Below are 12,995 nucleotides of genomic sequence, written 5' to 3'. Positions count from 1 at the left end.
CCCCTCTGAATGTTCCTGGCTTAGCCTGCCGGCACACGGCACACGGCACACGGCACACGGCACACGGCACACGGCACACGGCACACGGCTCGGCGCTGGTGTCTCAGACCATGCGGTTCGCGCCAGGTGTTGCGTTCGGGGCTCTTGGGTCGGTGGTTCGCGCCTGGCTAAGGGATTGTGTCCGCGTTACTGCGGGGTGATCGTACGCAGCGTTTCGATTCGTCGTGCCCACGCTGTTGTCGCCGCGTCGTAGAACGCTTGCAGCGACTCTTGGGTACGGCCACTCATCTCCAGTTTCAGGTGCTCCGCCGCCGCGTACAGCGCGTCCAGCGGTCGGCTCGGGTCCAGCGCCGTTGCGCCCGTCTGCTTGCTCAGCTTTTCGCCCAAACCGTTCGTTACCACCGGCACATGCAGGTATCTCGGTGTCGGCACGCCCAGGCAGCGTTGCAAGTAGATCTGCCGTGCCGTTGAGTCCATCAGGTCCGCCCCCCGCACTATGTGCGTGATCCCTGCGTCAGCATCGTCTACCACCACCGCCAGTTGGTACGCCCACTGGTCGTCCGCTCGCCTCAACACGAAGTCGCCTACCTCAGTCGCTAAATTCTGTGTCTGCAAGCCCTGCCAGCGGTCTTCGAATGTGATCGTTGCTGCGTCTCCAGTAATCCCTCCGGCAACCCCTCGCCCAGCGTCCCCATCCGGCACGCGCAGCCGCCACGCGCGCGCGGGTTTGCCGTGCAGGCCGTTGCGGCAAGTGCCCGGGTAGGCAAGCGTCGTGTTGCGGGTGCGAGCGTTCAGCAGCGAGTCGCTGATCTCTTTCCGGGTGCAGCCGCATGGATAAACGAGCCCAGCATCCCGTAGTTGCTCCAGCGCCTCTTGATAGCGTGCCGTGCGCTCGCTTTGGCATAGCGGTGGTTCGTCCGCGTGTAGGCCGAACGCCTCGAGTGTCGCCAGGATGTCCTCGGCGGCTCCTGGGACCGTGCGCGGGCCGTCAATGTCTTCGACTCTCACCAGCCACGCGCCGCCATGTGCGCGTGCGTCCAGCCAGCTAGCGAGCGCGCTCACCAGCGAGCCGAAATGCAACGGTCCAGTAGGCGAGGGGGCGAAGCGGCCTCGGTAGCTCATGTTCTGGTTCTCGATCCGGTGCCGTTCTCGCTCTTGCTCCAACGCCTGCGCGTTGCCGCCGCAGAGGTGGCGTTCGTGCAGGTCCTCCATTCGCGTAGCGGCAGAGGTCTATGAGCGCGTATCGAATCGTGCATCGGATCACGTCGTCTACGCATCGATCAACGCACGAAATCCGCCGTGACCATCACGCCGCGCGCGCGGCGTTACGCTCCGGGTGGCACTCCGGGCATGTCTTGCCCGGCACATACAGCGGCGACTGCTGCGCCTGCGGACTCACCACCGCCCGGCAGCCGAAGCATTGTGCCGTCGCTGTCGGCTTCAGTTCCGGATCCAGCGCCGTGCGGTAGTCGAACACGAAGCACTCGCCGTGGTAGTGCGCGCCGCCCACTTCCTCGAAATACTTCAGGATGCCGCCTTCGAGTTGGTACACGTTCTCGATGCCCACTTCCTTCATGTGGATCGCCGCCTTCTCGCAGCGAATCCCGCCCGTGCAGAACGAGACGACCGTCTTGCCTTCCAGGTCCGCGCGGTTCTGCTCGATCACCGCCGGGAACTCGCTGAATTTGTTAATTCGGTAGTCGAGTGCGTCGTCGAACGTGCCTACGTCCACTTCAAATGCGTTGCGCGTGTCCAGCATCACCACCGGGCGGCCTGCGTCGTCGTGGCCGCGGTCCAGCCACGCCTTCAGCGTGGGCGCGTCCACGGACGGCGCGCGGCCCAGTTCCGGGCGGATCGCCGGCTTCTTCATGGTGATGATCTCGCGCTTCAGCTTCACCAGCATGCGGCGGAACGGTTGCTTCTCCGACACGCTTTCCTTGAACTGCAGGTTCGCGAACTTGCCCTCGAACAGCGGGTCGTGGCGGATGTAGTCCATAAACGCGCTGGCCGCTTCCGGCGCGCCCGCGACGAACAGGTTGATACCCTCCGGCGCGAGCAGGATCGTGCCGCGCAGACCGAGTGCGTTGCAGCGCTCAGTGACGAGCGGACGCCACTCGGCTGTGGCTTCGAGGGTCGCGAATTGGTAGGCGGCGAGATTGACGATGCTCATGATGGTCCAGCGGTAAAGTGGCCCGGCGGCGCTGCAAACAGCGTTGTAAGCCGCGCGTGCGGCAGCAAGCGCCGCGTGCGTGGCGCGGCCACGGCAAATTGGGCGAAACCCGTATTATCCCTCAACCGGCCGGATTGCCCGAGTCGGCCGAATAGCTATCAGGTTGCGGCAGCGCAAGGTGCACGTGATTTGTCCGGTGTAGCGCGCAATTCCTGACTCGCACAACCGGCTCGATAACCGTTCGCGACTCGCGCCGCCCGTCAGCCCCCTGGCCGGATGGCTAACGTGTCCGCTTCGTCTCAAATCTTCGGGAGGGTGGAGTTACAATAACGCCCATGTCAGATCCTCGCTTCGTTCATCTCCGCGTTCACTCCGAATTCTCGATTGCCGATGGCATTGTGCGCCTTGACGACATCGTCGCGGCCGCGGCCAAAGACGGTCAGGGCGCGCTCGCGCTCACCGACCTCGGCAACGCCTTCGGCCTCGTCCGTTTCTATAAGGAAGCCCGCGGCAAAGGGGTCAAACCCATTGCCGGCTGCGACGTCTGGATCACCAATCCGGATGATCGCGACAAGCCTTCGCGGTTGCTGCTTCTGGTTAAAGACAAACGCGGCTATCTGAATCTGTGCGAGTTGCTGACCAAAGCGTGGCTCACCAATCAATATCGCGGCCGCGCCGAACTCGAAGCCGGCTGGCTCGAGACCGGTCTCGGCGAAGGGCTGCTCGCGCTGTCCGGCGCGCAGACGGGCGATATCGGCATGGCGCTCGCCGCCGGCAACGAGGAAGCGGCCAAGCGCAATGCGCAGCATTGGGCCAAGGTCTTCCCCAACGCTTTCTACATCGAGTTGCAGCGCTGCGGCCAGCCGGGCGGTGAAGCCTATGTGCAGCAGGCGGTGGCGCTCGCGGCCTCGCTGAAACTGCCGGTGGTGGCCACCCACCCGTTGCAGTTCATGACGCCCGACGACTTCACCGCGCACGAAGCGCGTGTGTGTATTTCGGAAGGCGACATGCTCGCTAATCCGCGTCGCCAGAAGCGCTTCACGACCGAGCAGTATTTCCGCACGCAAGACGAAATGGCCGCGCTGTTCGCGGATATTCCGTCGGCGCTTGCCAATACCGTTGAAATCGCCCGCCGCTGCAATCTGACGCTCGAACTCGGCAAGCCGAAGCTACCGCTGTTCCCGACGCCGGACGGCATGTCGCTCGACGACTATCTGGTGCATCTGTCGAAAGAGGGGCTGGAAAAGCGGCTCGAGCAGTTGTACCCGAACGAGGCCGAGCGCGACGCGCAGCGCGAGACGTACTACAAGCGCCTCGAATTCGAGTGCGGCACGATCATCAAGATGGGCTTCCCGGGCTACTTCCTGATCGTTGCAGACTTCATCAACTGGGCCAAGAACAACGGCGTGCCGGTGGGGCCGGGCCGGGGTTCGGGCGCGGGCTCGCTCGTCGCATACGCGCTCGGCGTGACCGACCTCGATCCGCTGCGCTACAACCTGCTGTTCGAACGTTTCCTGAATCCGGAACGGGTGTCGATGCCTGACTTCGACATCGACTTCTGCCAGCACGGCCGTGACCGTGTGATTCAGTACGTGAAGGAAAAGTACGGTGCGGATGCGGTCTCGCAGATCGCCACCTTCGGCACGATGGCGGCGAAGGCTGCGGTGCGCGACATCGGCCGCGTGCTCGATCTCGGCTACATGTTCACGGACGGTATCGCCAAGCTGATTCCGTTCAAGCCCGGCAAGCACGTCACCATCGCCGACGCGATGAAGGAAGAGCCGCTCCTGCAGGAGCGCTTCGACAACGAAGACGAAGTGCATCAGCTGCTCGAGCTCGCGCAGCGTGTCGAGGGCCTGACGCGTAACGTCGGCATGCACGCCGGCGGCGTGCTGATCGCCCCGGGCAAGCTGACCGATTTCTGTCCGCTCTACACCCAGGGTGACGAGAGCGGCGTCGTTAGCCAGTACGACAAGGACGACGTGGAAGCGGTCGGCCTCGTCAAGTTCGACTTCTTGGGCCTGACCACGCTCACCATTCTGGACTGGGCCGAGCGCTATATCCGCAGGCTCGATCCGTCGAAGCAGGACTGGTCGCTTGCGCAGGTGCCGCTCGACGATCCGGCCTCGTTCTCGATCCTCAAGAAGGCCAACACGGTCGCCGTGTTCCAGCTGGAAAGCCGCGGCATGCAAGGCATGCTGAAAGACGCCCAGCCAGACCGCTTCGAGGACATCATCGCGCTGGTGGCGTTGTACCGTCCGGGCCCGATGGACCTGATCCCGAGCTTCTGTGCGCGTAAGCACGGCCGCGAGGTGGTGGAGTATCCCGATCCGCGCGTCGAGCCCATTCTGAAAGAGACCTACGGCATCATGGTCTATCAGGAGCAGGTGATGCAGATGGCGCAGATCATCGGCGGCTACTCGCTCGGTGGCGCCGACTTGCTGCGTCGCGCGATGGGTAAGAAGAAGGCCGAGGAAATGGCCGAGCATCGCGAGCTGTTCCGCCAGGGCGCCGGGAAAAACGGGCTGACCGGCGAGAAGGCCGACGAAATCTTCGACTTGATGGAGAAGTTCGCCGGCTACGGCTTCAACAAGTCGCACGCGGCCGCCTACGCACTGCTCGCGTATCACACCGCGTGGCTGAAGGCGCACCATCCGGCCGAATTCATGGCAGCGAATATGTCGCTCGCCATGGACGATACCGACAAGGTCAAGATCCTGTTCGAAGACTGCATCACGAACAAGATGGCCGTGTTGCCGCCGGACATCAATCTGTCGGCGTATCGCTTCGAGCCGGTGGCGGAAGCGGACGGCAAGCGTTCGAAGACGATCCGCTACGGTCTCGGCGCCATCAAGGGCAGCGGCCAGAACGCGATTGAAGAAATCCTGCGCGCGCGCGAAGAAGGTCCGTTTATCGACCTGTTCGATTTCTGCAACCGCATCGACCGCCGTGTGGTCAATCGCCGCACGATCGAGGCGCTGATCCGCGCCGGCGCGTTCGACACGCTGCATGCGAATCGCGCGCAGTTGATCGCGTCGGTGTCGCTCGCCATGGAAGCCGCCGACCAGGCGAGCGCCAACGCCATGCAGGCAGGCCTGTTCGACATGGGCGACGCGCCGTCGCAAGGCCATGAGCTGGTCGACGAACCCGAATGGCCGGAAAAGAAGAAGCTGCAGGAAGAGAAGGGCGCGCTCGGTTTCTACCTGTCAGGCCATCTGTTCGACGCCTACAAGGACGAAGTGCGCCGCTTCGCGCGCCAGAAGATCGGCGAGTTGAAGGAAGGGCGCGACAAGCTGATTGCCGGCGTGATCGCCTCGTTGCGCACGCAGATGACCCAGCGCGGCAAGATGCTGATCGCGCTGCTCGACGACGGCACCGGTCAATGCGAAGTGACGGTCTTCAACGAGACGTTCGAAGCGTATAAGCAACTCTTCAAGGAAGACGAGTTGCTGGTGGTGCAGGGCATGGCGCGTAACGACGCGTTCACCGGCGGCATCCGCTTCACGGTCGACACCGTGATGGACCTCGGCCGCGCCCGTTGCCGTTATGCGGAAGCCGTCAAGGTGCAGATGAACGGCAATGCCGATGCGCTCGCGCTGCGTCGCGTGCTGGAGGCGCACAGCGCCGGCGCCGACGAGCCGCAAGCCGCGCAAGCGCCTGCAGCGCCAACGCGCGGCGGTGGTGGCGGTGGCCGAAATGGCGGTGGCTTCGGCGGCGACGGCGGGCGTCAGCGTCAGGCCGTGCAGATTCCGAACGGTCTCGCGGTGCAGATCGTCTATCGCAGCGAGAATGCGCAAGGTGAGGTTCGTCTCGGCGATGCCTGGCGCGTCAAACCCACTGACGAACTGCTCGCCGCGCTGCGTGGCGAGTTCGCCGGTAGTTCGATCGAAATCGTGTATTGACCGATATGGCCCGCGTTTTTGCCCAATCGGGCTGGCGCGGGCTTTTACGTGGCGCCCGGCGCGAAGCCGGGCTTAACGCCGCTCGCGCTCGCTCAGGTGCGCGAGCTTCAGAAACCGGTAGTACACCGTTTCCGCATTGAACACCGCGATCATGAAGCCGGCTCGGCCGTCGAGAAAGCCGCGCCGCAGCACGTAGGTGCGGACGAATGCCCATAGCCCACGCCCGAGCGCCTTGCCGAAACTCCCGCCTTTACCTGCAGCATGACGCTGCTGCGCGCCCGCCGTCGAATAAGCGTCGAGCTTGCGCAGCACGGTGTCGAAGTCTTCGTAGGAGTAGTGCATCAGCTTGCCGGTCAGCCGTTGCGCTGGGGTGTCGAACACCAGCCGCTCATGCACGAGGTCGTCCGAGAAGCGCGCAGCGCCGCGCTTGAAGAGGCGCGGGATCCAGTCCGGATACCAGCCACTGTGGTGGATCCAATGTCCGCAAAAGCTCGACAGGCGGTCCACGGCGTACACCTCGGCGGCCGGTGCGGCCAGCTCGGCTCGAATCGCGGCAGCGAGTTCCGGCGTGACGATTTCGTCGGCATCGATGGACAGGATCCAGTCGGTGTCGAGCGCGTCGAGCGCGCGGTTCTTTTGCGGCCCGAAGCCGGGCCAGTCGGTCTGCTGCAGCACCCGGGCGCCGTGGGCGCGGGCAATCTCGACGGTGCCGTCGGTGCTGCCGCCGTCGATCACGACGATCGCATCGGCGAACGCCACAGCGGCGAGGCATTCGGCCAGGCGCGGCGCCGCATTCCTGGTGATGAGGGCGACGCCGAGGGTGGTTTCTTTCATGCCTGAATAGCGGAGAGGGTGCGGGGTGGGCAAAACGCGTCGCGCAAGTATACACAGCGCGCCCCTTTCGACCCATGGACACACGGCTGAAAGCCCGTTGTCAGTAAGGTGTTAGCCTGGCACAACGGGGCGGTCGCTGCGACCGCCCAAGCGTTTACAATGCGGTATTTTGTGCGTCGACCTGTCGGGTGGGCGCCAAGTTCGCCTTCCTAGAGGATTCCTTGAGCGCGAAGCCCACTTTAAGCAAAGTCATCGGTGGATCAGGCGATGCCTCGTCGCCTTTCGTCTTACTCCGCCGGCTCTGGCCGTATATCAAGCCGATCCTGTGGACCCTGATTGGTGCAATTGCCGCCATGGGCGTCAGCGCCGGCACCGACGCACTCATTCCCGTGCTGCTCAGGCCGCTGCTGGACAAGGGCTTTGGCACGCATGCCGTCCACGGTTTGGCGTGGATGGTGCCGCTCGGCGTGATCGGGCTCGCGCTGGTGCGGGGCGTCTCCCAATACGCTTCGGGTTATCTGATCGCATACGTCTCGAATACGATCCTTCTCCGCTTGCGCCTGGAGATGTTCGAACGGATGGTCCATACCAGCGTGGGTTTTTTCCAGCGCGAGACGGCCAGCACGGTGATCAATGCCATCGTCTTCGAGGTCAACCAGATTCTCAACGTGCTGCTGGGCGTCATGGTCACGCTGGTGCGCGATTCGCTGACAGTCCTGTTCCTGCTCGGCTACCTGTTCTACCTGGACTGGAAGCTCACGCTGATTGTCGCGGTGATGCTGCCGTTGATCGGTTGGGTGATCGGCAAGATCAACCGCAAGCTGCGCCGGCTTAACCGCGAAAACCAGATGCTCACCAACGAGCTGTCCTACATCGTCGAGGAGACAGTGGGCGGCTACAAGGTGGTCAAGGTGCATAACGGCGAGAAGTACGAGATTGACCGCTTCGCCGAAATGAGCCGGCGTCTGCGCGGTTACTCGCTGCGCATGACGACTTCCGGCGGACTCGCCCAGCCGCTGACCCAGTTTCTGGCGTCGGTCGCGGTTGCGGTGGTGGTGACGATTGCGGTCGTGCAATCGGCGCACGGCGGCACGACGGTGGGCGGCTTCGTTGCGTTCATTACGTCGATGCTGCTGATCGTCTCGCCGCTCAAGCACCTGATGGACGTCAACCAGCCGCTGCAACGCGGCATGACCGCGGCCGAGCTGATTTTCGGCCTGATCGACGAACCGGCCGAGCCGCAAGGCGGCGGCAAGCCGCTCGAGCACGCATCCGGCGAAGTCGAATTCCGCGATGTCTCGTTCAACTACGGCGCCACCAGCACGCACGACCGGCAGACCCTCGACCGTGTGTCGTTCAAGGTTGCGCCGGGCGAAATGGTGGCGCTCGCGGGTCCCTCGGGCAGCGGCAAGACCACGCTCGTCAATCTGCTGCCGCGTTTCTTCGATCCGACCAGCGGCGAGATCCTGGTCGACGGCGTGGCGTTGCCGGAATACGGCATTCACGCGCTGCGCAGCCAGATCGCGATGGTGAGCCAGGACGTCGTGCTGTTCAACGACACGATTGCGCACAACGTTGCCTACGGCCAAACGGCAGATCCGGAGAAGGTCAAGGCCGCGCTGCAGGCTGCCAATCTGTGGGACACCGTGCAGTCCATGCCGAAGGGCACCGAGACGCTGGTCGGCGACAACGGCCTGATGCTCTCGGGCGGTCAACGCCAGCGTCTGGCGATCGCACGCGCCATCTACAAGAATGCGCCGATCCTGATCCTCGACGAGGCCACCTCGGCGCTCGATTCGGAGTCGGAGCGCCACGTCCAGGCGGCGCTAGAAACACTGATGAAGGGACGCACCACGCTCGTCATCGCGCACCGGCTCTCGACTATCGAGCGCGCGGACCGGATTCTGGTGCTGGAAGCAGGGCGTATCGTCGAGCGCGGCAGTCATCGCGAACTGCTCGAGCAAGACGGCCTCTACGCGCATCTGCATCGCATCCAGTTCCAGCAGAACGCGGCCTGACGTTTTGACGCCACGCTGAAAGTCAATCGAATCCTGCGTGTGCTCTAATCCGTGCCGCAGCCGTGCTGTGGCACGGCTGTTCCGGCAGCCGCGCGGCTGATTTCCCCTTTACGTTTGACCGGCGCCCCGCGCGTACTCGTCTGAATAATGAAAATCGGACTCTCCAGTAATGCGCTGAAACATAGTGGCGGCCTCGAGCGCTATGCGATGGACCTGGTGCGCGGCTTCGCTGCCGCGGGCAGCGAACTGGCCTTCTTCGCGCGCCGGTTCGATATGTCGGTGCCGGAAAGCCGCATGGTCGAGGCGCATCGCATCAATGTCTCGTTCTTGCCGGGCAAGCTGCGCGATCGCTGGTTTTCCTGGCGGCTGCGCCACGCGCGCCGCGCTGCCAAGGTCGATGTGCTGATTGGCTGCAATCGGGTCGACTCGTCCGAGATCGCGATCTGCGGCGGCACCCACCTCGGATTCCTGCGTGCGACCGGGCGGCCGCACAAGCGCTCGGACCGCTGGCAGATCGCGCTCGAGCGCCGTCAGTACGAGACGTCGAACGTGATCGTCGCGCACTCGCAGTTGATGCACGACGAACTGCGTGAACTCTATGGCATCGACGCAGCGAAAATCCAGGTGCTGTATCCGCCCGTCGACGGCGCGCGCTTCACACCGGTCGATGCCACGCGGCGCGCCGAGTTGCGGCGCAAGTTCGGCTTCGCGGATGACGAGATCGTGCTGCTGTTTCCATCAAGCAGTCACGAGCGCAAGGGTTTGCCGCTGATCGAAGCGGCGCTGCGCGATACCGCGCTGCCCGTGGTGCTCGCCGTGGCGGGGCGTCCGCCTGCGCGCACCTCGGAGCGGGTGCGCTATATCGGCTACGTGAAGGAGATCGAGGACGGCTACCGCGCGGCCGATTTCACGATCCTCGCCTCGAAATACGAGCCGTTCGGGCTGGTCGGCGTCGAGTCGGTGATGTGCGGCACGCCGGTGATCTTTCCGTCGAGCATCGGCTGTTGCGATGCGATCGCGGCGCACGCCAAGTTCGTCTTCACACCGGATGACGAGGCCGACCTGCGCGCAACGCTCGCGCGTGCGGTCCAGCAGCGGCTTGCCGCCACAGCGCCGATGCAGTCGTTGCAGTCCGGCGTGGCGCGCGGCGCGGTGTTATACGACGCGAGCGTGGCTGGCCATGTCGACGCGTTGCTCGTGTTGGCCAAGCGTATCCACGGCGGGAATTGACCGATGCACAGCTCGTGCCGATGCTGCCCAGATACCCCCGGCGTCCGCCCGCACAGGCCCGTCCGGGCGGCTTTCCAGCCTGCCGCGCATGCTATAATTTTTCGCGATATGGTATTGGGTCAGACCAAATACCGGCCAATTTGTGTTTCTCACTTCGCTTCCAGTGCCGGCGCAGTCAGACGGTGGGTGCAGGGTACCCGCAGTCACCGCGTCGGCTTTGTCGCGTGCGGCGCAGCCCGGCGCTGGAGCGTAAGTCAGTTTTATCGACAAGAATACCGCTGGAGATTTTGCATGGGGAACGCGACCTCGAGCCGGCTGCCGGCGCCCAGTCAGATCGCGGACGGGACCAACGTGCCGATGCCCCAATGAGCCGGCTTTCCGGGCGTATCCGCATCTTCGGGCGGGCCATTCCGCGCCTCGTGCTCAAGCCGTTGCGTCGCCGGCCGGCATCTGTGCAGCGCATTCTCCTCGCGCATCATCTGTTGCTGGGCGACACGTTGTTGCTCACGCCCCTGCTGGCGAAGCTGCGTGCGCAGTATCCGCAGGCGCAGATCGCTCTCGCCTGTCCGAAGGCGATCGTGCCGCTGTATGCCGGGCGGCCCTTCGATGTCACTGCCTTACCGTTTGACCCGCGTGACCTCGCTTCCGTCAAAGGGGTGCTAGATTCCGGCCCGTACGATCTCGGTCTGGTGCTCGGCGACAACCGGCATAGCTGGCTCGCGCTCGGCGCGGGCTGTCGCTGGATCGTCGCGCATGCGGGTGACGTGCCGGCGTGGAAGAACTGGCCGGTCAACCAGAGCGTGCCGTATCCGGCTGCGCCGGCGGCATGGGCGGATCTGGCCACCGAATTGATCGAAGGCGCGCCGCCGCGTGCTTACCGGCCGGGCGACTGGCCGGCGCCTGCACATGCGGCGCTGCCGGATGCGGATCTGCTTACGCAACCTTATGTTGTGCTGCATCCCGGCGCCAGCACCGCAGTCAAGCGCTGGCCGGATGGGCGCTGGCGCGAACTTGCGCAGCGCGTCGAGGCGCTTGGCTATGTGCCGGTCTGGAGCGGCGGCCCGGGCGAGGCGGAACTGATCCGCGCCATCGACCCGGATCCGCACCACCCGAATCTGGCGGGGCGGCTCGGGCTGGGCGAGTTGTGGCATCTGTTCGCCGGCGCGAGAGCAGTGGTGTGCCCGGATACGGGCGTCGCCCACCTGGGGCGCCTGATCGGCGTGCCAACGGTGGCGCTGTTCGGCCCCGGCAACGCGCAGATTCATGGCGCGGGCCGTTATTGGAGTGAAGTACCGTTCGTCCCGGTGACGATCGCTGAGATGCCATGCCGCGATCAACCGTTTATTTTCCGGCGCGAAGTGGCATGGGTTCGGCGCTGTGACCGCAATTCGACCACCTGCGTCGCCTGGAAGGGCGACCACGCCGATTGTATGGGGCGCATCTCGGTCGATTCGGTCTACAACGCATTGCAAAACGTTCTGGTGGAAGTGTAATGACTAACACGTTCGCGCGCGTCGAGCGCGTCCTGTGGATTGCGTGTCCAGTCATCCTGTTCGCGGTGATGTTCGGGCACATGACGGCCATCGTCTTCAACGCGCTCGCGCTGCTGGCGCTCGGTACGCTGGCGGCGGCCTTTTCGCCGCAGCGTCCCTCGTTCCTTCAATGGCCTCTGCTCGTGCCGATCGCCTGCTGGGCGCTCTGGAGTCTCGGCGCGGTTGCATGGTCGGCGTATCCCGTGGTCAGCATTCATGCGTGGTGCGACGAGGTGCTGTATCCGCTGGTGGCGTTCTGGGGCTTCTGGCTGCTCGGCTCGCGCACGCAGCGGCTCGCCCCGTTCGTGCTGGTGAGCTGGGTGGCCTGCGTGCTGTTGGCGCTGATCAGCGCACGCTACTGGGGGCATCTGCAGCCGCCTACCGCCAACACATTTCCGCTGCATTTCTATAACCGGGTCGGCCATACCAGCACGTTGGCGGTGTTCGCCATGGCCTTGTTCGCCGGCGCGCTGTTGCGTTCGCGCTGGCGTGTCTTCGGTCTGAGCGGCCTCGTGCTGTGCCTGTTCATCGGCCTCGCCACGCTCAACCGGTTTTTCTGGCCAGCCGCCGGGGCCACGCTGCTAGTGGCGCTGTTTCCCTGGTATCGGCGCCACGCGCTGCTAGCACTGCTAGCGTTTGCCGTGGTCGGCGCGGCAGGCGTCGCCACGCTGGAATACAGCGCGCGGCTGCGGCTTGGCGCCACCGAGCCCGCTGCGGCGTCGCGAGACGTCGCGATCGATGGCCATCAGATATTTTTCCCGCAGGCGTTTTCCAGTATCGGCGACACGGTGTCGTCCGACACGCGGCCGAAACTGTGGGCGTTTTACACTGCTGAGGCGAAGCGGCACCGGTGGATCGGTATCGGTTTCGGCAAGCCGCTGCCGGGCATGGTGTACCAGCGGGAGATGCCACAAAGCCTGCTGACCATCGAACCCCAGGCGCTGACCCACGCGCACAATCTGTTCCTCAATACCTGGCTGCAGACTGGCGTGATCGGCGTCGTGCTCGAAACGGCCTTGCTGCTGGCTCTGGTGCTGAGTTTCTGGCGCGTGCGGCGCGCTGACCCGTGGCTGTGCGCGGCTGGCATCGCGTTGGTTGCGGGTATGATCGCGAAAAATACCACCGACGATTTTATGTGGCAGACCACCATGCTCGCTTTCTGGTCGTTCGCGGGCCTCCTGCTGGGCAGCGCCCAGTCGCTCGCCGAACCGGCCGGGGCGTCGCGGCGCCCGTCGCGCGAGCTCCGCTGAGCCGCGCCCGCGTGCGATCTGTTGTCACTGTCACCCGTTGAAGTCAGGTCTGGACGCAT

At 64.4% G+C, this 12,995-nt stretch carries 8 protein-coding genes; 5 read left to right on the top strand and 3 right to left on the bottom strand.

Features of this window, described 5'->3' with window-relative positions; genetic code table 11:
* Positions 1-186 precede the first annotated feature (186 nt).
* Entirely contained in the window at positions 187-1,122 is a 936-nt protein-coding gene (gluQRS, locus tag BLQ92_RS25895) for a tRNA glutamyl-Q(34) synthetase GluQRS (RefSeq protein ID WP_090688559.1), read from the bottom strand.
* Positions 1,123-1,306: 184 nt separating this feature from the next.
* Positions 1,307-2,170 (bottom strand): sulfurtransferase, encoded by an 864-nt coding sequence (locus tag BLQ92_RS25890; protein ID WP_090688273.1) that lies wholly within the window; start codon positions 2,168-2,170, stop codon positions 1,307-1,309.
* Between the two features lie 326 nt (positions 2,171-2,496).
* Between BLQ92_RS25890 and dnaE the strand changes: the two genes are divergently transcribed.
* Entirely contained in the window at positions 2,497-6,072 is a 3,576-nt protein-coding gene (dnaE, locus tag BLQ92_RS25885) for a DNA polymerase III subunit alpha (protein ID WP_090688270.1), read from the top strand.
* Between the two features lie 72 nt (positions 6,073-6,144).
* On the opposite strand, the gene BLQ92_RS25880 is transcribed toward dnaE, so the two are convergent.
* A complete protein-coding gene (locus tag BLQ92_RS25880) occupies positions 6,145-6,906 on the bottom strand; it encodes a glycosyltransferase family 2 protein (RefSeq protein WP_090688266.1) in 762 nt (253 codons plus the stop codon).
* Positions 6,907-7,127: 221 nt separating this feature from the next.
* Between BLQ92_RS25880 and msbA the strand changes: the two genes are divergently transcribed.
* The 4 genes from msbA to BLQ92_RS25860 all read left to right on the top strand — a co-directional run bounded on the left by msbA (position 7,128) and on the right by BLQ92_RS25860 (position 12,936).
* Complete coding sequence (gene msbA / locus BLQ92_RS25875; RefSeq protein ID WP_090688556.1) at positions 7,128-8,924, top strand: lipid A export permease/ATP-binding protein MsbA; 1,797 nt, start codon at positions 7,128-7,130, stop codon at positions 8,922-8,924.
* Positions 8,925-9,071: 147 nt separating this feature from the next.
* On the top strand, positions 9,072-10,154 hold the full coding sequence (locus tag BLQ92_RS25870; RefSeq protein WP_175772599.1) for a glycosyltransferase family 4 protein: 1,083 nt from the start codon (positions 9,072-9,074) through the stop codon (positions 10,152-10,154).
* Positions 10,155-10,519: 365 nt separating this feature from the next.
* Complete coding sequence (locus BLQ92_RS25865) at positions 10,520-11,647, top strand: glycosyltransferase family 9 protein (RefSeq protein ID WP_090688261.1); 1,128 nt, start codon at positions 10,520-10,522, stop codon at positions 11,645-11,647.
* Positions 11,647-12,936, top strand: a complete 1,290-nt coding sequence (locus BLQ92_RS25860; RefSeq protein ID WP_090688257.1) for an O-antigen ligase family protein — start codon at positions 11,647-11,649, stop codon at positions 12,934-12,936. The genes BLQ92_RS25865 and BLQ92_RS25860 overlap by 1 nt, the downstream gene beginning before the upstream one ends.
* The last annotated feature ends 59 nt before the right edge of the window (positions 12,937-12,995 follow it).

The organism is Paraburkholderia phenazinium (assembly GCF_900100735.1).
GTDB lineage: Bacteria > Pseudomonadota > Gammaproteobacteria > Burkholderiales > Burkholderiaceae > Paraburkholderia > Paraburkholderia phenazinia.
This window is presented reverse-complemented; position numbering and strand designations above follow the sequence as displayed.